This window comes from Desulfogranum marinum (assembly GCF_963675105.2).
Taxonomy (GTDB): Bacteria; Desulfobacterota; Desulfobulbia; order Desulfobulbales; family Desulfobulbaceae; genus Desulfogranum; species Desulfogranum marinum.
This window is the reverse complement of the sequence record NZ_CAXXRO010000002.1, coordinates 1,153,524-1,176,400: the sequence shown is the minus strand read 5'-3', so window position 1 is coordinate 1,176,400 and position 22,877 is coordinate 1,153,524. Positions and strand designations below refer to the sequence as shown.

19 protein-coding genes are annotated in these 22,877 nt (G+C 48.7%); 4 read left to right on the top strand and 15 right to left on the bottom strand.

Translation table 11 applies throughout. From position 1 onward, the window contains the following. The first annotated feature begins 264 nt into the window (after positions 1 to 264). The 4 genes from ACHZCY_RS06035 to ACHZCY_RS06020 all read left to right on the top strand — a co-directional run bounded on the left by ACHZCY_RS06035 (position 265) and on the right by ACHZCY_RS06020 (position 5,649). Positions 265 to 960: an ABC transporter permease gene (locus tag ACHZCY_RS06035; RefSeq protein ID WP_205224059.1), complete on the top strand. Its 696-nt coding sequence runs from the start codon at positions 265 to 267 to the stop codon at positions 958 to 960. After that, a complete protein-coding gene (locus ACHZCY_RS06030; RefSeq protein ID WP_205224058.1) occupies positions 957 to 1,982 on the top strand; it encodes an energy-coupling factor ABC transporter ATP-binding protein in 1,026 nt (341 codons plus the stop codon). Before ACHZCY_RS06035 ends, ACHZCY_RS06030 begins: the two co-directional genes overlap by 4 nt. A gap of 1,048 nt (positions 1,983 to 3,030) precedes the next feature. Beyond that, positions 3,031 to 4,416 (top strand): leukocidin family pore-forming toxin, encoded by a 1,386-nt coding sequence (locus ACHZCY_RS06025; RefSeq protein ID WP_319548185.1) that lies wholly within the window; start codon positions 3,031 to 3,033, stop codon positions 4,414 to 4,416. A 630-nt stretch (positions 4,417 to 5,046) separates the two neighbouring features. Beyond that, positions 5,047 to 5,649 carry a DUF2284 domain-containing protein gene (locus tag ACHZCY_RS06020; RefSeq protein WP_319548184.1) on the top strand — a complete coding sequence of 201 codons (603 nt, stop codon included), beginning with the start codon at positions 5,047 to 5,049 and terminating at the stop codon, positions 5,647 to 5,649. 58 nt (positions 5,650 to 5,707) lie between these two features. Here the strand turns inward: ACHZCY_RS06020 and hypB are convergent, their stop codons facing one another. From hypB to ACHZCY_RS05945, 15 genes are all read right to left on the bottom strand, one after another. Then, the gene (hypB, locus tag ACHZCY_RS06015; protein WP_319548183.1) at positions 5,708 to 6,418 is read right to left on the bottom strand and encodes a hydrogenase nickel incorporation protein HypB; all 711 of its coding nucleotides are present in this window, start codon (positions 6,416 to 6,418) and stop codon (positions 5,708 to 5,710) included. A gap of 5 nt (positions 6,419 to 6,423) precedes the next feature. After that, entirely contained in the window at positions 6,424 to 6,810 is a 387-nt protein-coding gene (locus ACHZCY_RS06010) for a hydrogenase maturation nickel metallochaperone HypA/HybF (RefSeq protein ID WP_205224054.1), read from the bottom strand. A 33-nt stretch (positions 6,811 to 6,843) separates the two neighbouring features. Then, positions 6,844 to 7,863 (bottom strand): hydrogenase expression/formation protein HypE, encoded by a 1,020-nt coding sequence (hypE, locus tag ACHZCY_RS06005; RefSeq protein WP_205224053.1) that lies wholly within the window; start codon positions 7,861 to 7,863, stop codon positions 6,844 to 6,846. Between the two features lie 19 nt (positions 7,864 to 7,882). Next, positions 7,883 to 8,971, bottom strand: a complete 1,089-nt coding sequence (hypD, locus tag ACHZCY_RS06000; RefSeq protein ID WP_205224052.1) for a hydrogenase formation protein HypD — start codon at positions 8,969 to 8,971, stop codon at positions 7,883 to 7,885. After that, positions 8,968 to 9,246, bottom strand: a complete 279-nt coding sequence (locus ACHZCY_RS05995) for a HypC/HybG/HupF family hydrogenase formation chaperone (RefSeq protein WP_205224051.1) — start codon at positions 9,244 to 9,246, stop codon at positions 8,968 to 8,970. Before ACHZCY_RS05995 ends, hypD begins: the two co-directional genes overlap by 4 nt. A 119-nt stretch (positions 9,247 to 9,365) precedes the next feature. Continuing rightward, complete coding sequence (gene hypF / locus ACHZCY_RS05990) at positions 9,366 to 11,687, bottom strand: carbamoyltransferase HypF (protein WP_319548182.1); 2,322 nt, start codon at positions 11,685 to 11,687, stop codon at positions 9,366 to 9,368. A gap of 82 nt (positions 11,688 to 11,769) precedes the next feature. Beyond that, positions 11,770 to 12,027, bottom strand: a complete 258-nt coding sequence (locus ACHZCY_RS05985; protein WP_205224049.1) for a hypothetical protein — start codon at positions 12,025 to 12,027, stop codon at positions 11,770 to 11,772. A 202-nt stretch (positions 12,028 to 12,229) separates the two neighbouring features. After that, positions 12,230 to 12,634 (bottom strand): hydrogenase iron-sulfur subunit, encoded by a 405-nt coding sequence (locus ACHZCY_RS05980; RefSeq protein ID WP_205224048.1) that lies wholly within the window; start codon positions 12,632 to 12,634, stop codon positions 12,230 to 12,232. After that, on the bottom strand, positions 12,627 to 15,734 hold the full coding sequence (locus ACHZCY_RS05975; protein WP_319548181.1) for an FAD-dependent oxidoreductase: 3,108 nt from the start codon (positions 15,732 to 15,734) through the stop codon (positions 12,627 to 12,629). Before ACHZCY_RS05975 ends, ACHZCY_RS05980 begins: the two co-directional genes overlap by 8 nt. Positions 15,735 to 15,822: 88 nt before the next feature. Next, entirely contained in the window at positions 15,823 to 17,280 is a 1,458-nt protein-coding gene (locus ACHZCY_RS05970) for a 4Fe-4S dicluster domain-containing protein (RefSeq protein WP_319548180.1), read from the bottom strand. 377 nt (positions 17,281 to 17,657) lie between these two features. After that, the gene (locus ACHZCY_RS05965) at positions 17,658 to 18,938 is read right to left on the bottom strand and encodes a TRAP transporter large permease (RefSeq protein ID WP_205224045.1); all 1,281 of its coding nucleotides are present in this window, start codon (positions 18,936 to 18,938) and stop codon (positions 17,658 to 17,660) included. Then, the gene (locus tag ACHZCY_RS05960) at positions 18,935 to 19,405 is read right to left on the bottom strand and encodes a TRAP transporter small permease (RefSeq protein ID WP_205224044.1); all 471 of its coding nucleotides are present in this window, start codon (positions 19,403 to 19,405) and stop codon (positions 18,935 to 18,937) included. The genes ACHZCY_RS05965 and ACHZCY_RS05960 overlap by 4 nt, the downstream gene beginning before the upstream one ends. A 97-nt stretch (positions 19,406 to 19,502) precedes the next feature. Beyond that, positions 19,503 to 20,480 (bottom strand): TRAP transporter substrate-binding protein, encoded by a 978-nt coding sequence (locus tag ACHZCY_RS05955; protein WP_205224043.1) that lies wholly within the window; start codon positions 20,478 to 20,480, stop codon positions 19,503 to 19,505. A 69-nt stretch (positions 20,481 to 20,549) separates the two neighbouring features. Beyond that, a complete protein-coding gene (locus ACHZCY_RS05950) occupies positions 20,550 to 20,774 on the bottom strand; it encodes a MoaD/ThiS family protein (protein ID WP_205224042.1) in 225 nt (74 codons plus the stop codon). 367 nt (positions 20,775 to 21,141) lie between these two features. Further along, positions 21,142 to 22,869 (bottom strand): aldehyde ferredoxin oxidoreductase family protein, encoded by a 1,728-nt coding sequence (locus ACHZCY_RS05945; protein WP_319548179.1) that lies wholly within the window; start codon positions 22,867 to 22,869, stop codon positions 21,142 to 21,144. Positions 22,870 to 22,877 lie beyond the last annotated feature (8 nt).

Sequence of the window (22,877 nt, the reverse complement as noted above, 5' to 3'; positions counted from 1 at the left end):
GCGGTGCTGACCGTACTCGCCATAGACTATTGAAAGCGCGCATCCTGGAAAAGGGTGCGCGTTTTGTGTTTGTATCTTTGGTGGAAGTATCACTATGCCATCACGAGCTCCTACAATGACTGCCTCAAAAAGAGGTACGTAACAGAGTTTTTTCAGGTGTACAGGCTTGTGCGTGTTCGGTGCTGCGAAAAAGTATGGAACACCGTAGATTGAAGTTTTTACAGCACAGTCTTCCTCTATTGAGAGTATACAATTTAACCTCTTATGTCTTTTTTTATAGATAGTTTCCTTTCCGCAATCAGCCTGGTGGTAACCCTGGATCCTGAGCTCTTTCAGGTGGTAAGGGTCTCGCTTCGGGTGAGTTGCATCTCAACCCTTGTGGCGGCAGTGGGCGGCATACCATTGGGATTTTTTATTGCCTATGGCAATATTAAAGGCAAAAGAATGGTTATTACCTTGCTTAACACCATGCTCGCCATGCCCACCGTTGTTATTGGGTTGTTTGTTTATGCTTTTATATCCAGGCGAGGTGTGTTTGGTGTATTTGATTTACTGTATACCCAGAACGCCATCATAGTCGGTCAGGTTTTTCTCATTACTCCGTTAATCGCTGCCTTAACCATTGCTGCTGTCAGCCGCATTGATGAGCGGTATTCCAAGACTGCCAAAACCTTGGGCGCCAATTCCCTGCAAACCGTACTTGTTATTTTGCGGGAAGCACAGTTCGGTATCTGCGCAGCTGTTATTTCGGCTTTTGGAAGGGTTGTCTCCGAGATAGGGATTTCCATGATGTTGGGTGGGAACATAAAGGGATTTACGCGAACCATGACCACTGCAATGGCCCTGGAGTATGATAAAGGGTCTTTTACTCTGGCCGTCGCTCTTGGTTTGGTGCTGATGAGTATAAGTCTTATCATGAATGTCTTGTTTAATTTTGTTCAGGGAAGAGGTCGTCTTTGATACAGTATGAGCTTCAGCAGGTAACGCAGCAGTATAATGGCAAGACCGTCTTAAATATCAAGAAACTGGAGATTGAATCCGGGAAAATATATGGTCTGCTCGGCGCCAATGGTGCTGGAAAAACAACCCTGTTTAACATCCTCTCCTTTCTTGAAGCTCCAGCTTCAGGCCAGGTTGTGTTTGCTGGTCAGTCTGTTTTTTTTGGACGGACGGAACTGCATAAGCTGCGCAGGCGGGTGGTGATGGTTGACCAGTACCCGATAATGTTCACGACTACGGTGTTTAAGAATATTGAGTTTGGTCTCAAAATTCGAGGGATGACAAAAGAGCGTCGGCAGGCGGTAATTGATGAAGCCCTTGATATGGTCGATCTGGCTGCCTACAGGGGTGCATCTGCTGCCGAGCTATCTGGTGGAGAAACACAAAGGTTGGCGCTTGCCAGGGCGCTGGCTCTCTCTCCGGAGGTGATGTTGTGCGATGAACCGACAGCAAACGTTGATGTCGAAAATCAGGCAGTTATTCGCGCCCTGCTGACCAGGGTCAACCTGGAGACACGATGCACTATTCTCTTTACCTCCCATGATCGCCTGCAGGCAGCAGGGCTTGCCGATGAAACAGTTGTCCTTGAAAAAGGAGAACTGGTTGATACGAGCTATGAAAATATTTTTTCCTGTTCCTTGGAAAGTAAAGGGAAAGGGCAAAAGATTTGTCTGTTGCAGCAAAAAATTCCTTTTAGTTTGCCTGGTTTTGTTCCAGAGGCAGAGGGGCGTGACTATAGGGTTTATTTAAATCCTGACAAGATTAAACTCGTTCAGGGAGGGCAACAGGTCCAACAAAGGCGAGGTGTGCTTTTCGGCACTATCAATCTGATGATGGCGGAAGGGGAGAAAGTACGCTTGATTGTGAATGCCGGGGTGATGGTTACCGTACTTTTGCCGGTTGATGAATACGCGCAATTACGGCTGGCCATAGGTGATGCGGTAACCCTTAAATTAAAACCGGATGCAGTGGAATGGTTGTGACACAGGAAGGCCGCACAAGGCATTGGGTATTTTTAAAGGCTATTCTGAAAAATTGCTCATCCATTTACATTTTCGTTACATCCTAAAAAACTATGCTCGGCGGTAGGCCGGACTCCGATATCAAGTATATGCTGTGGTACAATTTCCGCCACGCCTCTGCGTCATGCTTTACCTGCCCTTGAAAAAAAGTCCCTTTTTAAGCTATCCTTTTTTTCACGGTACTCTTGAATGATAACCAACGGACCGCCCTTGTTGCTGGACAGTACAAACGTCGCCCCGGGCAGCCTGGCACATTGATGGTTTCCGATTAATATGCAACCTCAATGTAGATGCATATGCACTTGGTTCTTTATTTTCTAGATTATTTCTCCGACCTTCAGCTGTTTCTGTTGCTTGTATACCTCCTATTGTGAGCATTCGGTGATTTTTGTAAAACTCGGCCGCAGTGTTTGCGCACCGTTTTGCCCGAATTTCTCATGAATTTTTTGACTTTAAACTCAACTGATTGATATTATTTCTTAAAAATTAATTGCCCAATTAACAGTATGTTTTTCGTTTTCAATCAAAAAGTACCCCCTTCGGATCAATAGATTTTTCCGCAGGGTCTGCGTTACAAACCACTTGCGGTAGTTTACTATCGGAGTCTGCGCTTACCTGCTGCGCGGCCTGTGCCTTGCCCTGCGAAAAACTTTATTGATGAGAAATCCGAGTTAGGGGAAAGAATCTTTTCCGCAAGGCGCTCTTTATAGATATTGTCAGTTCGAATGGAGATAGAAGGGCGTTGTCTTCATGGAAATTGAACATACAGTATACAGGGAAAGGGACTGTCATGGTTGGTTTCTGCTGGTAAATATGACCTAACTGTTCAGCCGCACCCCAACTTTTCACGATCGGCCCGTGCAGCATACCGATGTGTCGAAGTCGGGGCTTATCTGCTAAATCGTTCAGCTTTCGAACATTTGGAGCACTGTTGGACAGTTACAGTTCCGGATAGATAGACAGCTTTCAGATCTTCGTTGAATAGTTGTAAAATGAGAGGAGATTGAACATGATAATTAATTTGGGAAAAGACGATAACTTCGCTCGAGAACTTGCCAAAAAAATGGATCTCACAATTGCGTCGGAAGTGACACCAAAACACGCCGGAGAGGAGTCGGTAATTGTTGCAGATCTCAGTGAGGAAATATCGAAGGAATATAGGGAGGTCATTGGCACTGGAATCAATAATCAGGCCTCTGTTGTGTTCAGGAATACGAAGAGCGAGACAATGGCTGAGTTTGCTTTGTTCGGTGTCGATGGGGTGACAGCCGTTTTAAAAGCCAGGGATGCGGGGCGCGCGCAGGACATTATCGTTTTTGGCGAACAGGACGGGCCAATGCCTGAGCCTGAGCCGGATATGATCGATACCGGTGTGTCGCCGAGTCAAGCTCTCGCAATGGCAAGCGGGCAGCGACCGGAGCCGGAGGAACCGGAGGCAGATCAGCGGGAGGATCGTGAAGAAATTGTGGAGGAGCGGCTTTCAGAATCTCAGATGGTTGCCAAGGCAATTGATGGGCTCAATTTCCGTACCAGCTTAGCGCGTGAGGAGCACGTTCAAGTGAGCAATATCAATGCATCACAGGCTAGCGGCACGGTTATTTTTGCCCAAAAAACGTGGCACCCGGCGAGTAACCCTAAGGGTACCAATACAATTTTCGGTGCTTTCGATATCGAGTTGGCAGCGGTTGTGGAGCCGGTAAGGTCAAAAATAATTAAGATTACGTCTCGTGGCACGGCAGTTGGTGTGACCAAAATGGCAGCCGACCGGATTCAAAACAGAGCCTATTTCACAGCACATGGCTTGGTGATGCTTTATCCCGGAGGGTCATATACCTGGGATATCAATTCGATCACTCTACCCAATGGCTGGACCCGAAGAGCGATATCACCAGAGACGCCCAACAATACTTCTACCTACACCAAGACAACCGGGTGGAGTATCGGCGGTAAAGTGGGAGGCAAGGTCGCGAAGACCCCTGAGATGACGGCTGAACTATCCGCCTCGTACTCTGAGTCGAACAGCATTTCAACCGAAATAGCAGATTTTCGCGTAAAGAATGAGTCCAACGCTGCAGTCAGCAAGTGGAAGTATGAATACTCGAAACTTACGGATGATTGGAAGTCTTTGTTCTATCAGCCCTTTTTTAAGCAGGGGCGCGTGGAGAACGTTGTCCCGTTATCCAAATCCACGATGTTCTTACAGAACGAGTCGGTGTATCAGGCGCCGGCTGATGCTGTTGGGTCTCAGCGCTTTATTTTTTATATAGGGCAGGGTACCGCACAGCTCTATGAATCCGCCCACAGTATCTGGAAATATAGTAATCATGTTCGATATCAAGCTGACGGCATGTGGCAATTTATGGATCTAAACCTGGGAATGGTGCGGCATCCATAGCACACGCGACCCATGACCAATGTCGGCAAGGTCTGCGTTATCTATTTTTGCTACCAAAACACTAAAGAAGATGGCACCGCCTGGACTGGCCTTGGGTGAGCATTTAGTTCATTGTATATCTGATTCCTTTTAACAGCATCGATATGAATTACGAATTTTTTCGGGAAATGACAAGGTGCTCAAGGGACATTAGTATTAATATTGGCTGAATGTTTTCTTGTCAGGTAAGATTGGCGTAATTTAGAGGGATTATGAGGTCGAGCTTGAAGCGCAAGGAAGCAGGTCGGATAAAAATCGGTTAACTACCAGAGCAGGAAAAGGGGTGTAAGGAGTTTTGAGTGATATTTCTGGAAAGAGCGTCACAGGTATACAACAGCTGTAATCCAAAAGGTATCGTCCTGCTCTGGTAACTAAGCCGAATTTCATACGCTATCGATTGTAAATGGGAGTTACAGGAAGAATATCGATGTGTGCGTCTGTTGATTATTTATTTAGCATACTATGCACAGTTTGCATAGTTAAATTTGCCTCTTTTGTTCTTTTTGTGTGATGAGCAGACGGTGCAGGTCTGAGTAGAATGCCTGGGGTTGTCTGCTAGGTACCAGTATTTATTGGTAATGTGGGGTGAAGGTGAAGGTGCTTCAAGCGGTAAACCAAAGACAGAAACTGTTGGATTTTTCGATTGAACGTGGGGCAAGCAGGGCCCTCTGGCTGCCTTCGTCCAAAGTGGTTGTGGAGGAACGATTTGCTTCCATGTGTCAATCGTCCCCCCGTTGTCCAAGTTATGGCCGTGCACCTGGATGCCCGCCGCATGTTATGTCGCCGAGTAGTTTTCGCTCAGTCCTTAATAGATATGAATGGGTATTGGTTTTTACCAGGGATGTGGCTGCTGATATGCTTGCAGGCAACGGTCGAGTGGAGGTGGCGAAAGATATTCATGAGATTGCAGCTGCAACAGAGTTAGCTGCAGTTTCCTTTGGTTTTTCTCAGGCACAGGGGATAGCCGCAGGGTCGTGCAAGGAACTGTTTTGTCCTGATGACCAAGCATGCAGGGTGTTGCAGGCCGATCAGCCTTGTCGGTTTCCAGACAGGGCAAGGTCTTCGGTTTCCGGATTAGGGGTTAATGTGAGCGCCCTATGTACGACACTTGGCTGGGAACTCTGTTGGCAGAGCTATGAAGGGGGAAGGGATGTTGAGATGGCATTGATGCTGGGAATGGTCTTGACAAGATAAACAGATGGTCGAGGATCGGGGAGATTCTCTGCGACCATCTGTTGAAGCGAGGATACTGCTATGCAGAAAGCAGGTTTTTCAGGTAAGTAATCCATTGGTCAAAACCTTCGCCGGTTGTCGAAGAAAAACAAAGTATGTCCAGGTCCGGCTGAATTTTTAAGGCTTCGCTTTTCGCCTCCTCAACGTCAAAATCAAAATGTTGAAGCAGGTCGGTCTTGGTGATCATAAAGAGGTCTGCTCCTTTAAACGTAGTCGGGTATTTAACCGGCTTGTCTGATCCTTCGGGGACAGAGAGAAGAATGGCTCGGTGGTGTTCGCCCAGGTCAAAGGTGGCCGGGCAGACCAGGTTACCCACATTTTCAATAAAAATAATGTCAAATCCCTTTCCTTTGCCAAAATGTTCCAGAACGTGGAGGCCGCCGTGTACCATGGGGGCGTCCAGATGACAGGCACCACCGGTGGTTAACTGAACGGCAGGGACACCTTTAGCCCGAATTCTGTCAGCATCGCGCTCTGTTTCAATGTCACCCTCGATTACACCTATTTTCACACTGTCACCCAGCTCATCAATGGTACGTTCCAGCAGGGTCGTTTTCCCTGACCCGGGGCTGGAAATAAGGTTGATAGCTATGGCGCCCATTTTTTCAATGTGGGTTTTATTGGATGCTGCCTGCTTTTGGTTTGCTTCCAACAGGCTTTGGTTGACTTCAACAATTTTACTGTCGGAATGATGGTGGTCATGTAGTTGGCAGCCGCATACATCGCACATCGTAATTACTCCATTTCAAGTTGTTTTAATATAAGCTCGGTGCCTCCACTGGGCGAAAGACGGGATGATCCGCATGCAGAGCAGAGCTTGTCGTTGATGGTTTCGTAAACTGCTTTTGGGTGTTCATTGGTCGTTCCTGCATCGCCGGTGTTAATGGTATTGCAGTCAAGACAAATATATTCAGGTGCAGGTGTCTCCAGTATGAGATCTGCAGTAGCCGTAGGTGGGTGATCCTGTTTTATGGCATTAAAGCCAAAGGCAAAGGATTCTACCACAATGCCTGAAAAGGGACCGATGATGACTGTTGCCTTGGTTACGATTTTCGCATCATGCTGCTTCGACAGCTGCAGCAGCTGGTCAAGCAGATTTTGGGCAAGAGAAAGTTCATGCATGGTGTGGTGATTGGTGTCTGTTAAAAGCTAAAATCAGCATATTCGTGGAAGTGGCTCGCCGGTAAGGGGTTCAAGCAGTCGTTTGCCGCCTATGGTGGTGGTCAGGGTTACTCTACCTTGTTCAGCTTTGCCGGTAACAGACCCTATGATCGCAGCTTCTCTGCCTTGTGGGAATTGGCGCATAGTCTGCAGTATTTTCTCTGCTTGAGCAGAATCGCAAATGACCAGGCATTTCCCTTCATTGGCCAGATAGAGAGGATCTAGGCCGATGAGCTCACATGCCGCGTTGACCGATGCCTTGATCGGGAGCTGATCTTGCTCAAGAGTGATTTCCACTTTTGATGCAGACGCTATCTCGCACAGGGTTGTGGCAACCCCGCCCCTCGTCGGGTCGCGCATCACGTGGGTCGCGCATGGTGCCTCTTCAAGGATTGCTGCAACTAGATCGTGGAGCGATTGGGTATCACTTTTAATATCGCCGCCGATTGCTATCCCGGCCTGGCTGCTCATTATAGTAATACCATGATCGGCAATGGATCCGGAAATGATAACGGTATCCCCCCATTTGGCCTGGGTGCCTGAAATATTGCAGCGATGGGAGACGATTCCCACACCGCTGGTGTTAATGAATATTCCATCAGCTTTGCCTTTAGGAACCACTTTTGTGTCTCCGGTCACGACGGCTACATTTGCAGCATTGGAAGCTTCGGCAACAGATTGGATGATCTGCTCCAGGCTTTCCATGGAAAAACCTTCTTCAATGATCAAGCCCAGGCTCAGTGCTACAGGACGCGCCCCGCGCATTGCCAGGTCGTTTATGGTGCCGTTGATTGCCAGCTCGCCAATGTTGCCCCCAGGGAAAAAAAGCGGGTCAACTACATAGCTGTCTGTGGTCATGGCGATCTTGCCATGATGCTCATCAAGAACAGCACAGTCCTCAAGTTCATGCAGGGCCGGGCTTGTAAGGTACTTCAGGAACAGGTTGCTGATCAGGTTCTGGCTGGCAAGGCCTCCGCTTCCGTGGTCAAGGCTTACTGTTGTTTTTGTTCGCATAGATTTCGTTTTGCTCGGGTTACCTTTTTTCACTGTATCGATGATAAGCTGCACAGGTTCCTTCGTTGGAGACCATGCAGGGACCAACAGGATGAAGAGGAGTGCAACGTTTCCCATAGAGAGGGCAGTCGGGCGGCAATATCAGTCCCTTCAGGATATCTCCACATTTGCAGCCTTTAGGATCTTCTGTCGCTTCAATGGGGATGGCGAGTTCCTTGAGTGCATCGAATCCGGCAAATTCTTCTTGTAATTTCAAGCCACTTCCCGGAATAAGACCCAGGCCGCGCCACTCGCTGTCCTCAGGGGTAAAAACCCTGTTGATGAGTCCCTGGGCTTTGATGTTTCCCTGATCGGATACAACGCGGGTGTAACAGTTATCAACCTGCGGTTGGCCATTCTCTATTTGCTTGATGATACTGAGGAGCCCGGCGAGTATGTCGGCCGGTTCAAAACCGGCTACTGCGCAGCTTAAGCTATATTTTTCTGCAAGCGGCAGGTATGCATTGGCGCCGATGATCGCGCTGACGTGGCCGGGACAAAGGAGTCCATCAACTTCCAGTTCCGGATCCGACATGAGCAGTTCCAAGGGCTGAGGCATGGTTTTGCCGGCACTGATAATAAAAAAGTTATCTATTTGCTGTTGTTCTGCCGCCAGGATTGTCGCCGCTATGGTTGGAACTGTGGTTTCAAACCCGATCGCCGGAAAAACTATTTTTTTGTTGTTTTCTTTGCGAGCCAGTTCTAGGGCATCCATGGGAGAATACACTATCTCGACTCTGGCGCCTTCTGCACGCGCAGCAGCAAGAGAATTTTTACTTCCCGGGACCCTTATAAGGTCGCCAAAAGTGGCAACTATCACATCCGGTAGCTCTGCAGCCCGAATAAAGGCGTCAATATGGCTTGCCGGGGTGACACAGACCGGACATCCCGGACCGGAAAGCAAGGTGATCCCTTCGGGCAGCAGAGAGCGAATGCCGTGCCTGAAAATCGACATGGTGTGAGTGCCGCACACCTCCATAATTCTTACTGGCCTGGACAGGCAGTTGTTGAGTTCTGCAAGCAGTGGCCCTGTTATATCCCGGCTTCTGAACTCGTCAGCGCATTTCATGAGGCTGGTCCGGGAAGTCGTCCTTCTCTCTCAAGGCCTTCTGCCATCTGGCGCATCAGGTCGAGATTGACCTGTGCCTCTTGTTCGGTGAGGGTATGGATAGCGAATCCGGCATGGATGATCACATATTCACCTATCTTTGGTGGGCGATCAGCCATTTCCAGGCGGATCTCTTTTTGAATGCCATCTGCATTCACCAGGGCCACAAGGGGATCGAGAAAATCATCCTCTTTCCCTTTGAGTTCTACGACTTGCATCGGTATAGCTAGGCACATTGTTTTTACTCCTTCCTCATGGTTTTTAATCGTTCCGTCTGCGTTGGACTGTCTAGCCCGGGTTTCTCATGAGCAATTCGGGCAGAGAGCGGCAATGCCGGTTTCGCAAGCTTTTCTGCTCAAGGGGCACCGGCAATGTATGCCTGGCCAAGGGCTATGCCGCCGTCGTTGACAGGAATCTTTTCACCGCTGTAGACCGTAAATTCTTTTTCACGCAAGGTCGTGTCGAGCCCTTCAAGCAATATTTTATTTTGCATGGAGCCTCCGCAAAGGACGATTGTATTTATTTTATACTTTTTGCGAACTTTTTCAACCAGCATACCGATGCCGTCGATAAGCCACCAGTGGAAGCGATAAGCTATTTCTTGCGGAGAAACTTTCTGGTTGAGATCATCCAGTATCCATTGTGCCAGCGGAAGGCTGTCAAGTATCACCATGTCTTGAGCGTTTGCCGGGACCGGGCTGTAGCCGGTGCCCGGCTCCCTGTTTTGCGCTCTCTGCTCGGTAGCAAATAATTGTGCCTGTTGTTCAAGCAGCATCGCCGCCTCGCCCTCGTAGGTTGCTTCCAGGCAGGTGCCTGTCAATGCCGCAACAGCATCAAAGAGTCGCCCGCAGCTCGAAGTGAGGGGGCTGTTGATGCCTTTTTCAAGCATTTGGCCGATGGTTTCGCGTTTATATGTACTCACTGTTTGCAGCCAGTGGGGCAAGGTCTGCTGGTTGAGCCCCTGTCGGCCGAAATGCTGAAACAGCAGGGCAAGTGCCATCCGCCAAGGCTCCTGGGCGGCTTTATCTCCACCAGGTAACGGCAGATGGGAAAGACGTCCTTTTCGTTGGTATCCTTTTCTGTCTGCGATGTAGATCTCTCCTCCGAAAATGGTACTATCATCACCAAATCCGGTGCCGTCAAGGATTACACTCAATACCGGCTGCTCAATTCCATGTTCTGCCATTACAGCGCCGGTATGGGCGTGGTGGTGCTGGACAGGGGTGCAGTTCACTTGGAGTCGATTAGCATAGCGAGTGCTGGGGTAATCAGGATGGAGATCGCAGGCAACTTTCTGGGGGGTGCATTCGAGGATGGTCTGTAGATGGCTGATGCTTTCCGTGTAAAAATCAAAACATTCAAGATGGGAAAGCTCCCCTATGTGTTGACTGAGGTAGGCTTCATTGTTGCGAATGATGCAGAAGGTATTTTTCATTTCCGCACCACAGGCAAGCATGTCGGATGTTTGTGCAACCGCAACAGGTACCGGGGTGTAGCCACGTCCACGACGTAAAAGGCGCGCCTTGCCTCCTATTACTCTGGCTATAGAGTCATCGACCCTGGTGACAATATTTCGGTTATGGAGCAGGAAGTAATCAGCAAAGTTCTGCAGTCGGTGGAGGGCTTCCTGGTTTTGGGTACAAATCGGTTCATCTGTGGCATTACCGCTTGTCATTACCAATGCATCGGGTGCTGCGGGGTGGTCAAGGAGTAATGCATGGAGTGGCGTGTAGGCAAGCATAACCCCCAGCATGCCTAGACCGTCGGCGAGGTTGTCAGCAAGGTGATGATTGCTTTTTTTGTCTAGAAGCACGATTGGGTGCTGAGGAGAAGTGAGCAGGTTGCTTTCCTTGTCTGATATGGAGCAGAAAAGCCGTGCTTTTTCCTGATTCCTAACCATTATGGCAAAAGGTTTTGCAGGCCTCTTTTTTCTTAAACGCAAAAGGACTACAGCTTCATTTGATGTTGCGTCGGCAGCCAGGTGAAAGCCACCTAATCCTTTTATGGCAACAATCCTGCCCTCTGCAAGGGACTGTGCGGCAGAGCCGATGCAGTCTTCAGTCGTTATCTCCAGGCCGTTTCGGTCGTGCCAGCTGAGTTGCGGCCCGCAGGTCGGGCAGGCATTAGGTTGCGCGTGGAAGCGGCGGTCAAGAGGATCATTGTACTCTTGCTCGCATTGGGCGCACATGGGAAAATGGCGCATGGAAGTGTATGGGCGATCATAAGGGATTTTTTCAATAATGGTAAAGCGTGGACCACAGTTGGTACAGTTTGTAAAAGGATAACCCCAGCGGCGATTTTCAGGATCGCTTATTTCCTGGAGACAGTCACTGCAGATGGCAATGTCCGGGGTTATCGGGACCGTGGCCGCACTCTGGTGCCGGCTGTCAATAATGATAAATTGATTGTGGTCACAGGGTGCTGTTAGCTCCTCGGTCGCAATCGAGCTGATGTCAGCCATGGGAGGTGCTTCCAGCTGCACTCTTTGGGTGAAATCAAGTAGGCTGGAGGTGCTCCCCGTTGCTATGATATGCACACCATCTCCAGCGTTGGAAACAGTGCCCGCCAGCTTTAGTGAGGTGGCCAGTTTGTAGACAAAAGGGCGAAATCCTACACCTTGAACAATACCGTTGATGTGAATGGCAAGGGTTTGGGTGCTTTTATCAGCTGTCTGCATGAGCCATTCTTTCAGATCTGGTTATTTTGTAATGTTGGGAAGCAGGATCAAAACCGGTGCAGGGAAAAACAAGCAGCGGCGGTTATCGGGCGGCCTCAGCTTCATTTATGATTTCCTGATAACGTGGTGAGTCAACCACCCGTTGCTGCTCCAACTCTTCTATCTCTTCCCGGCTTAAATGGATGAGGCCGCATGCCGGGCATGCCAGGTCCACATCATCATGGGCTGCTCTTTCTTTCAGCTCGTCGGCAGTCATGTGCCCCACATAGCCGCAAGCACAGCCTGGGCATTCCGCTCTAATTGGTTTGCGGGCCTTTTTTTTTCTTTTTCTTTCAGCCATTATGGTTCTCCAGCATTGTGCACTCTGCTTTCCGGTCTTCTTTCACCGGGCGGCGGCATTCTTTCTCTGTTGATTTAGATCCACCTTGATACATTGCTTTTTTTGCCACGTCTCCCAGAGTCTTGCGCTTATTTGGTCTTGTTTAATGGGCTCTTGGATGAGGAACAATGTAGTCAGGCTTGCCTGATTTTGAACGAAATATCTATTTTCCCACGGTGCCCTTAAGTTCAAGTAATCGTTCATTCATGTCGTACACCGCATCAACAAGCATATTGGGTTCATTGGCTGAGAGCCATGTTGTTTGCAGTTGTTCTTTTTGGTATCCGAGATCGGCGAGTATTTCTTCTAAAATTTCCATGCGGGCAAGAGCTTTGTAATTACCATCCTGGTAATGACATTCCCCGAGGTGGCAGCCGATAAGCATGACTCCGTCTGCCCCTTGATTAAGGGCGTGAAGAATCATGTCCGGATGCACCATGCCTGAACACATCACTCGGATAATGCGCACAGAACATGGATATTGGATACGGGATATCCCTGCCAGATCAGCTGCAGCATAGGAGCACCAGTTGCAGCAGAAAGCAATGATTTTAACGTCACTATCCATGTTCTTGCTCGTTTTTTAGGATTTCAGCAGGATTTTGTTCAATGGGTGCCAGGGCTGCGTCAACTTGAGCTAAAAGCTGATCATAGGTGTAACCGGTGATGTATACCCCCCGTTTGGGACAAGCACCCTGGCAAATGCCGCACCCTTTGCAAAGGGATGGATCTATTTCGATAATTTTACCGGCAGTGCCGTCTGGCTCTGCGTGGTCGACAAGTCGTATGGCATGGTAAGGGCAAGCATCAATGCAGATGGCACATCCGTCGCAGTGGGCCGGGTCAACATGGGCGACGATAGCATCCAGTTCCACGCTCTCTTGCGCAAGGAGCGCAGTAGCCTTAGAGGCGGCAGCCAGGGCTTGTGATATGGATTCTTCCAATGGCTTTGGGTAATGGGCAAGGCCCGCTACAAAAACACCATTGGTGTTAAATTCAACCGGTCGGAGTTTGGCGTGTGCCTCTTGAAAGAAACCATCGCTGTTTAGGGGAAGTTTAAACAACTGGGCAAGATCCTTGCTTTCAGGGTTGGCAAGTGTTGCCGAGGCGAGTACGACCATGTCGGTTTCTATCTCCATCGGCCTGTGAAGAATATGGTCACGGGTGGTCACTATAAGGCCGTTTTCACCCTCGGAAATGACCGGTGGGCCTTGGAGATCATAGTTGATAAAGATGATCCCCATCTCCCTTGCCTGGTTGTATATTCTTTCCCGCTGGCCATAGGTTCTGATCTCCCTGTAAAGGATATATATCCGCCTGGAAGGCATTTCCTGCTTAAGCTTGATGGCGCTTTGGATGGAGTGAGTGCAGCAGGATTTTGAGCAGTAGGGGCGCAACTTGTTACGGGAACCGACACACTGGATGAATACAAAGGATTTGCCATGGGCAACCCGCATTTCATTGTGCATGTGGAGTTTGTCGAATTCGATGGAGGCAACCACGTTTGGTATTTTGCCGTATCCGAATTCGTTGGGAATGTAACGTTTGCCTCCCGTGGTTAAAATGACGGCTCCGTGTTCGATGATTTTTTTACGGCCCGTAGCGGTTTTGATACTGGTCTTAAAGTGGCCGGCCTGACCTGATGAATCCGTTACCGTGGATTTGAGATGAACGGTAATTTTATCCTGATCATAGATTTGTTCCTGCAGCTTTTTCAGGTAACGGGGAACCTGCTCGCCGTTCCACGTCTGAAAGAGATGAAGTGCGTTTCCACCCAGCAGGTTTGATTTTTCGATGAGATGAACTGGAAAACCTTGGTTTGCAAGGTTAAGGGCAGCCGTCATTCCGGAAACACCGCCTCCTATTATCAGTGCTTCGGGGACAACCGGTATGCTGACGGGGTACAATGGTTTTTGCAGAGCGACTTTGGCAACTGCCATTCTGACCAGGTCTAATGCCTTGTCAGTTGCCTTTTCCGGTTCATGTCGATGGACCCAGGAGTCCTGATTTCGGATGTTGGCCATTTCGACCAGGTACTCGTTTATGCCTGCGGAGCGCAGCGTTTTCCGGAACAGTTGCTCATGGGTTTGTGGGCTGCAGGCGGCGATAACGATCCTGTTGAGTTCTTTTTCCCTGATTTGTTGAGCAATGTATTGCTGGTTATCCTGGGCACAGGCAAAAAGATTCTGGTCAACATATATTACACCAGGTAACGATTTGGCATATTCTGCAACTCGATTTACGTCAATCACGTCGGCAATGTTGGAACCACAGTGACATATGAATACCCCTGTACGTGGTTTGTTCTGGTCTTTTTTTGTTTCCACTGCCGACGTGGGGCGGTGCGTAAGTGAGTGCCGGGCGGTGGTCAGCATCATTGAAGCACATGCAGCGGCTGCAGACCCACCTATTACTGATTGAGGGATGTCCCTGGGGCCGTTAAACGCACCGCAGGCAAAAATACCCTTTTTAGATGATGCAACAGGCATAAAGGAAGATATGGAGGCAAACCTGTCCGGGGTGATATGCACGCCCATTTTTTCTGCAAGCCTGATGGCCGAATCGGGTGTTTCCATTCCTATGGAAAGAACTACAAGATCAACTGATCGGTTAACTTGCCGTCCTTCCTCGTTGGCATAATGGATACGTAAGGTTCCCTTTTTGTCTTTTGGCTGTACGGCGTTGACTTTCGCCCGTATGAAATGAATGTTGTGTTCATTTTTTGCCTGGATAAAAAAGCGGTCAAAATCTTTACCGTGGGTACGGACATCGCTGTGGTAAATTGTTATTTCCGTATCCGGCAGTTGTTCCTTGATAATCACTGCCTCTTTGATAGCACTCATGCAGCATACAGAGGAGCAGTACTCGTTGTTACAGCGGTTTTTGTCGCGGCTGCCCACACATTGTAAAAATGCCACTTTTTTTACCGGTTTATTATCTGACGGCCGGGTCAGGACGCCGCCGGTAGGGCCGGTGGATGCCAGTATTCGTTCAAGTTGAAGCGAGGTGACTACATTGGGATAGTGACCAAACCCCAGTATATGGTTTTTGTTTGGATCAAAAGCCTGAAAACCAGGAGCAAGTATAATGGCACCGACATGCAGGGAGTGTTTTTTTTCACGGTCGTCGAAATTCACAGCATCGGCTGGACAGACCTGTGCGCAGGCCCCGCATCGACCTGGGCCATTGAGTTGAATGCAGGCCTGCTGGTCTATTTGGTATTTTAGGGGGACAGCCTGGGGGTATTTGATATAGATGGCCTTGCGGATGGTCATCCCCTCGTTGAAGGGATCGTCAACTTTTATCGGACATACATCTGTACACAGACCGCAAGCGATGCATTTTTGTTGGTCAATATAGCGCGGGTATTCTTTTACCCTCACCGTAAAGTCTCCGGCTACCCCTTCAACATCCAGAACCTTGCTCAGGGTCATGATTTGAATGTCTGGGTGGCGACCGCATTCAACGAGTTTAGGCGCAATGATGCACATGGAGCAATCATTGGTGGGAAAAGTCTTGTCGAGTTGAGGCATGGTGCCACCGATAGCACCGGTTTGTTCTATGAGGTAAACAAAATAGCCTGATTCGGCTAGGTCGAGGGCTGCCTGCATTCCGGAGACACCGCCGCCAACAACCATAACTGCACCTGTATTTTCAGTCGCTGACATAACTATTATACCTTGTGTATGACCTTAAAACCGATTTAACCTGTCGCATAACATGACGCTGATTGTTGAAGCCTTGCAGCTGATCGTTTCATGTACTTTCAGGGAGAACCAGTGCCTGCGACACCAGCTCCCAGATATACTTGACTTCAATGTTCAGGTTAAATTCTCGGGCAAGGGTTTTTTCAAGTTGGTCTTTACAGCTGTGACAAGAGACAACAACAATCTCTGCCTCTGCCTGCTGAATTTGTCGAGCCTTTTCTCTGCCGAAATAGGTACGTTCGGCGGCATAGGGGGTTGCCCAGGCTCCTCCTCCGGCACCACAGCAGTAGTTGTCCAGCTTGTTGGGGATAAGTTCGATAAAGTTCCGGCAACATTTTTTGACGATTGTACGTCCCTCATCGAAATAGCCGTGACCAAAGGCCTTGAGTGATTTTCTGCCGTAGTTGCAGGAGTCATGGAGTGTTGTCAGCTGGTTATGTACCGCATGGTCAAGAGTTATTTTGTTTTCTGTAATATATTCAAGTAATAGGTCAAAAACAGAATAAATTTTGAATTTTTGTAGTGATTCCGGGAACCATTTTTCCAAACCATATCGGGTCGCATAATAGGCATGACCACACTCAGGAAGGAGCAGGGCCTGACAGTTAAGCCGTTCCATATTGTCGACGATACGTTCAACAATTGTTTTCATCGCATTGTCATCGCCGGTATAGAGTCCCCAATTGACGCCCTCCCAGTTTTCAGAGGAGATGGTCCACGATTCGTCAGCAGCATAAAATATACGCCACCACCACGTCATATCGTCGGGCTGGGCAAATGGTTCTTTAGAGTTGATCGTTACTAGCAGCCGTGCACCCCGGACATCGATGGGGGGGGCAAAACCAGGGCAACTGGTTTCAGCAAGTTCTACTCCCAGATCATTGACAAGCTCCAGAAAATCATCTTTTGGGATACCCAGATTGTTTCCTTTTTCCAGGCAGGTTGTAACTCCTTTTTGGAGAGGGTGGGGGACTTTGTGACGTTGCCTGTGTGCACGGAGAGTGCGCATGAGTGTCACTATCTTAATGTTCATCGGGCAGGATTCTTCGCACCTGCCGCAGAGAGTACATTTCCAGGGCCATTCGATGTCTATCAGTTCCTTGCCTATGCCGAGCGCTGCCATGCGCACTATTTTTCGAGGGTCAAGGCCGTCTACTCCAGAGAGAGGGCAGGCGCTGGCGCAGCTGCCGCATGTGGTGCAGATGCCGGCAAAATCAACGGCATCTTTCAATTCCGAAGTTTTCAGGTTGAGATGGATGGGCGGGGTCGTTGACTCTTTGGTTTGATCTTTTTGAAATTCGTTTTCTATTCGTCGTTTGGGGAGGTCGACTTTTGGCTTGCGGCCGAATTTTTCGCACAGCTTAAGGTAGTCTTCCTGCTGGATGACATATCGGCGCCCAGGTGCTTTCTGGGCGGGGAGAGATCCTGAGTTGATCCAGTTTCTGATCGTATTGCGATGAACACCGAATTCTTCGGCTAGTTCATTGACTTTAACTTCATAAACCATGCTTTATAACTAGGTTAAGACCTTAAACAGTTGTTTTTTGGGGGGTGTGGCTATTTGTGCAAGATGTGCAATGTTTAATATCGCATGGTTTGTTTGTTTTCTGCAACCCTAAAGTAACAAAAGGCTGGAAATAAAGAGAGGCGGATAACGTATTTTCCAAGATAATCGTCGGTTTTCGGCAGAAAGTGAATTTTGGGGGTGTCTTGAGTAATGAGATTTTACAATCAAGACCGGGGAAGTATCGACCAATCCGAAGCATGCGAGAATTTTACTACGGGCAGATACGGAGTATCGGAGTCTTCTTTTTCTCCGAGGAAAAATTGTAGCATTGCCCCTGATATTACTGGAAAAAGTATTGTTTTTGGTCCCCTTAAAAACTAGTTTCCTATAAATCCAGCCAGCCACATGGTTAGGGGGGGGTAAAAGGTTATCAGGAGAAGGTCGATCAGGAGGATAAGCAGAAACGGGATAATACGCCTGCTTACTGCTCCTATGGAATCACCGGAAATGGATGCGGAAACAATCAGGCAAATACCCATGGGTGGAGTCAGCATGCCGATAGCCAAGTTGGTGACGACTATCACGCCGAGCTGGACAATGTCAATGCCGAGCATAGGCAGCATCGAGATGATAGTGGGGACCAGGAGGATCAGGGCTGCGGTTGTTTCAACAAAAGTACCGGCAATGAGAAGAATAAGATTGATCAGCAGCAAGAGTATGGTCGGGTTGCTGGTCATGCTGAGTAAGGATTGAGCCAGTTGTTCCGGGATATTTTCAATGGCAGCGATCCAGCTGAAAATAGAAGCCATAGCAATAATAAACATGACTATGGAGGAGGTAACAGCAGCATCGCGAAAAAGGGGAAAAAGACTTTTTATGGTCAGTTGCCTATAGATAACCATTCCAACGAGCAGGGCATAAATAACAGCCATGGCAGCCGATTCCGTTGCAGTGAAAACGCCGCTGAGGATGCCGCCGAGGATAATGATCGGGGCTCCAAGAGCTAAGAGTGACTGTTTAAACGTATGCCAAACATGTTTTGCTGAAAAAGGGGTGGTCGCCGAATATCGATAACGAAGCGAGATGAGAGTAGAAACTGCTATCAGTGAAATCCCGATGAGCAGGCCGGGGAGAATGCCAGCGGCAAAAAGTTGTCCAATGGAGGCGCCGGTAAGAAAACCGAAGATAATCATAGGGATGGAAGGAGGAATGATGACCCCGATAGATCCTCCTGAAGCCTGTACTGCAGCGGCAAAGTCTGAAGAATAACCTGACTTTTTCATTGCCGGAATAAGGATAGCGCCCACTGCCGCGGCGTCGGCGGCAGCAGATCCTGAAATGCCGGCAAAAAACATGGCTGAAACGATGGTGACAGCTGCAAGTCCACCCGGCAGCCAACCTACCAATGCATTGGCAAAGTCAATAATGCGTTTGCTTATCCCTCCCGCATCCATCAAAACACCGGCAAACATGAAAAGTGGAACGGCCATGAGGTGGAATGAATCAGTTCCGGAAAAAAGGCGCTGGGCAATCATCATGATCGGAAAATCGCCTTGAATGACGATGGCCAGTACTGAGGCAGCACCGATACTGATGGCTATGGGAACATTGAGCGCAAAAAGTGCGAGAAGGGAGATAAGCAGTATTTCGCTGGTCATGACCAGTCTCCCCTTGCCGTGCAGGCGAGTGCCGTCAGTGCGTATCCGATGAGAATAATCCCACTGATCGGAATAACAGCCAGGATTACCCATTTTTCAATTCCTAAAGCCGGTGAAATCTGGTGGCGGACAAAATAAGCAAATTGAAAGCCTGCAACAGTGATCGTCGTGAAAAGAGAAATGGAAACCAGGTGCACAACTATTGCTGTCCACCTTCGCTGAGTTGCTGAAAGGCGAGAGACGATAAAGTCCACACCGGGATGAAGGCCCTTGTAGTAGGCTGTCGTTGCGCCGAGAAAACTGATCCAGACAAGCATGTACCTTGCCAGTTCCTCAGACCAGAAAAGCGAATTGTTTAAAACATAGCGGTAAAAAACCTGAGCAGCAACAAGCAGGGCCATGGAAAAACCAATGGTAAAGAGAAGGTACTCGATGCAAGCGTTCAGTCGCCGACAGCAGGTTTGCATGGATCGAATCACAGCAAGGCCGATAAGTAAAGAGGGCAGACCTTGCGATCTGCCCCCGTAATTTTTAAAAGAAGGTGTTGGCCGGGTAAACTGAAAATTACTTGGTGGCTTCCAGCATCTTCAGCAGCAACGCCTGAACTTTAGGTTCTTGATAGATGTCCATGTTTTTCAAGGTTGCGACCTTATCACGGAAGCTTGCGATGTCAGGTTGTTCTTCGATAACCATTCCTTTTTCCTTGAGCAGGGCTAAACGGGCTCCGTCTTTGTCGCGATTATCTTTTCGTTGGAAACGGGAGGCTTCAACCATTGCCTGTGTGATCATCTTGCGGTCTTCAGGGGTAAGGGTCTGCCACCACATGAGCGAGGCCACATCAATGTGGGCGGAATATACGTGGCGTGACATGGTCATGTATTTCTGTACTTCGTAAAACTTGTACACCTCCATAACCCAAAGAGGGTTTTCCTGTCCGTCAATAACTCCCTGCTCGAGCTCTGAGTAAATCGGCCAAGGCATAGGGGTTGGGTTGGCACCAAGGGCCTGCCATATGGATTTGTGCAGAGGGGAAGCCATAACCCTTATTTTGAGTCCTTTGACATCGGCGGCTGTTTTTACGGGCCGTTTGTTGTTGGTTAGATTCCTGAAACCATTTTCGGAAAATGCTAATCCTTTGAAGCCGACTTTTTCAAGATCACTGAGTATTTCGTCGCCCAATGGGCCGTCAAGAATGAGATCTGCCTGTTGATTGTCCTTAAAAAGGAAGGGATAGTTGATGACACGGACTAGGGGAGCAAAAGTGTCAAACGGGCCAACTGTAATAACACCCATTTGTACTGTGCCCATCTGGATCTGTTGAAGTATTTCGGTCTCGTTACCGAGAGATTTGGAGTGGTAGACTTTAACCGTATATTTTCCGTCGGAAACTTTTTCCAGGATTTCCTTGAATTTGCCGGCAACGATGTTTTGTGCCGATCCGGGTTTAGTGACAACTCCAAGCTTTATTTCCTGGGCTGCTTGAGAGGGTTGGCTGATGAAGAAAGAAAGGAGACAAGAAAACAGTAAGAGGATGTGTTTCATGCGGGAAGCCTGTCTGGTTGAAGTGAGAGCTATGAGCAGCTGTACAGACGCAACAGGAAAAAGTGTTGATCATCCTCCGCCAATAGCAGGAAAAATAGCAACTTGATCACCCGCCTGTATTTCCTGATCGAACTGACAATGGCGAGAATTAATCATGGTTACCCCTATTTCTTCAATATCAATTTCCAAAGAATTGATAATGTCGCGGACAGTCGTTCCGGGCGGGAGATCTTGCTCCTGCTTTATGAAGCGATTGTCACGAAAATACGCAAAAAGTTTTACTGTAATTTTCATAGGTGTCAATAAAAAGTTGTATGAGGCCCGGCTCTAGGGAGTCAGGCCTCAATGTTCAACAAAAAACGGTAGAAAAGTATAATACCTAAATCCTGCAATTGCCAAGTTTGCCGAAGGTGCGAGGCTGCGTACACGCAGACGTACTGTAGTACTTCAAGTGTGCGCAAACAAAGCAGATTCGGTAAAATCGGCAATCCCGAAGGGTGGCAAGCATGAAAAAAATGCTCTTAAACCTAACTCACATTAAAAGTGAACTGATTTCTTGTTGATAAAACCGATAACAGTCTGGAAAAACATAACTAAAAGCGTTTTTGTCATGTTTGACATGCAAGATTTAGGTAATAATACTTTTCTACTTACAGCTTTATTAGAAATTCCAGAAAGTATCGATTTCCTCTCCAGACATATCCCAGACCACGTTGTGCGGAGCAATGGGTTCTTCAGCAAAAAATTCAGGCAGGCGATCATCCAGGTTGGTAAATCCGGCTGCCTGGTTAAAGGCTCTTTCTGTTTTCAGGATATACTGACCAAGGCTCACAACGTCATCTGCGGTCAAGGCAATACCAAAACGAGCATTGAGCATATCAATCAAAGACGGCAGACAGGTAGCATCGTCAAGAGCGGCAAAGGCGATGAACAGGCACATGCCGGTGGAGTCGATGGCAGCGGTCGCAATCTGCAGATTACGGGAAAGCTCTACCTGGCCCTCATGGGTCAATGGATCAACCGACCCACCGACACCAAGGATATTGGTTGCAATGGTGTAGCCCATGGTATGGTCGGCACCCTGGGTTGAAGTCGCATAGGTGATGCCGATACCTTTGATGGCACGTGGGTCATAGGCGGGAATTGCCTGATTTTTGACCACTGGTACCCGGGTAACGCCAAACGCTCTGCCCACAGAACCTGCGCCATTACCAATGATTCTGCCGAGCGGGGTGCCCTTGGCAACGTCTTCCTTGAGCATACGGCAGATACCTGCTCCATCACCAAACTCAAGCACGCCGGCTTCCATGGCCACACCAAAGGCCACCGGAATCTCAATGGAATCCACACCGATGTCGTCCATCAGGTTGTCTGCTTCGGCAACGTAATCCAGATCATCCACGCAGCAGTCTGCACCCAAAGCCCAGATGGACTCGTATTCAAAACCAGAGGTGCGATATTGCTTGTCAGGACCATTGAACACCTGGGAGCATTTAATTACGCAACCTGGGTGACAGTTATGGGAAGGCTTGCCGCCACGCGCGACAATGGTGTCGTGCATGGTCTCACCGGAGATCTTTTCGTGCCCTTCAAATTGGCCGGTTGTAAAGTTTTTGGTCGGCAGTGCACCTGCTTCGTTAATAATGTTGACCAGTACGTTGGTACCGTACTGTCCCAGAGCCTGGCTGATAGGATTGTCGATCAAAGCTTTGGCAAAGGCGCGGTTAGCTGTCTTGAAAGCCTCCGGCTCGGCAATTTCGACTTTACGGGTTGTTTCGGCAACGGAAATGAACTTAATTTTTTTAGAGCCCATAACTGCGCCCAAGCCGCCACGGCCATTGGAACGCATTTTGGAATCGGGATCTTTTACAGAGATATTGGCTGCAGCCAATTTCATCTCACCGGCAGGGCCGATGGTAATGACGCCTGTTTTTTTGGTAAACCGGTTTTCCACGGCCTCGGCCACTGCAAAGTTACCTTTGCCGATCAGCTCGGTTTCTTCATTGATGGTGATGCTGTCTTCACTGAGGTGCAGGTTGTACCAGGTGTCACCTTCAGGCATGCCTTCAATAATAATCGCTTTAACGCCGAGTCGTGCCAGCATCTGAGCAGAAGTTCCACCGGCATTGGCTTCTTTGATGGTACCGGTGAGCGGACTTTTAGCACCACAGGAAAGTCGACCGGAGTTGGCTGCAGTTGTTCCGGAAAGCAGCCCAGGGGCAAAGACCAGTTTGTTGTTTTTTCCCAGTGGATGACAGGTAGGCTCGACTTCGGCTGCAACGATGGTGGAGGTCAGGCCCCTGCCGCCATGTCCCGCCCAGTCTGCAGGCACATCTTCAATAGAAGTGCTCAAGTCGGTCATGTTAACGCGAAAAATTTTGTCTGCCATTGTAATTC

What these genes read in the sequence shown, in the direction of transcription:
- ACHZCY_RS06035 (WP_205224059.1), top strand. Translation starts at nt 265, where the DNA reads ATGTCTTTTTTTATAGATAGTTTCCTTTCCGCAATCAGCCTGGTGGTA.
- ACHZCY_RS06025 (WP_319548185.1), top strand. Translation starts at nt 3,031, where the DNA reads ATGATAATTAATTTGGGAAAAGACGATAACTTCGCTCGAGAACTTGCC.
- hypB (WP_319548183.1), bottom strand. Translation starts at nt 6,418, where the DNA reads ATGTGCGATGTATGCGGCTGCCAACTACATGACCACCATCATTCCGAC.
- ACHZCY_RS06010 (WP_205224054.1), bottom strand. Translation starts at nt 6,810, where the DNA reads ATGCATGAACTTTCTCTTGCCCAAAATCTGCTTGACCAGCTGCTGCAG.
- hypE (WP_205224053.1), bottom strand. Translation starts at nt 7,863, where the DNA reads ATGCGAACAAAAACAACAGTAAGCCTTGACCACGGAAGCGGAGGCCTT.
- hypD (WP_205224052.1), bottom strand. Translation starts at nt 8,971, where the DNA reads ATGAAATGCGCTGACGAGTTCAGAAGCCGGGATATAACAGGGCCACTG.
- ACHZCY_RS05995 (WP_205224051.1), bottom strand. Translation starts at nt 9,246, where the DNA reads ATGTGCCTAGCTATACCGATGCAAGTCGTAGAACTCAAAGGGAAAGAG.
- hypF (WP_319548182.1), bottom strand. Translation starts at nt 11,687, where the DNA reads ATGCAGACAGCTGATAAAAGCACCCAAACCCTTGCCATTCACATCAAC.
- ACHZCY_RS05985 (WP_205224049.1), bottom strand. Translation starts at nt 12,027, where the DNA reads ATGGCTGAAAGAAAAAGAAAAAAAAAGGCCCGCAAACCAATTAGAGCG.
- ACHZCY_RS05980 (WP_205224048.1), bottom strand. Translation starts at nt 12,634, where the DNA reads ATGGATAGTGACGTTAAAATCATTGCTTTCTGCTGCAACTGGTGCTCC.
- ACHZCY_RS05975 (WP_319548181.1), bottom strand. Translation starts at nt 15,734, where the DNA reads ATGTCAGCGACTGAAAATACAGGTGCAGTTATGGTTGTTGGCGGCGGT.
- ACHZCY_RS05970 (WP_319548180.1), bottom strand. Translation starts at nt 17,280, where the DNA reads ATGGTTTATGAAGTTAAAGTCAATGAACTAGCCGAAGAATTCGGTGTT.
- ACHZCY_RS05965 (WP_205224045.1), bottom strand. Translation starts at nt 18,938, where the DNA reads ATGACCAGCGAAATACTGCTTATCTCCCTTCTCGCACTTTTTGCGCTC.
- ACHZCY_RS05960 (WP_205224044.1), bottom strand. Translation starts at nt 19,405, where the DNA reads ATGCAAACCTGCTGTCGGCGACTGAACGCTTGCATCGAGTACCTTCTC.
- ACHZCY_RS05955 (WP_205224043.1), bottom strand. Translation starts at nt 20,480, where the DNA reads ATGAAACACATCCTCTTACTGTTTTCTTGTCTCCTTTCTTTCTTCATC.
- ACHZCY_RS05950 (WP_205224042.1), bottom strand. Translation starts at nt 20,774, where the DNA reads ATGAAAATTACAGTAAAACTTTTTGCGTATTTTCGTGACAATCGCTTC.
- ACHZCY_RS05945 (WP_319548179.1), bottom strand. Translation starts at nt 22,869, where the DNA reads ATGGCAGACAAAATTTTTCGCGTTAACATGACCGACTTGAGCACTTCT.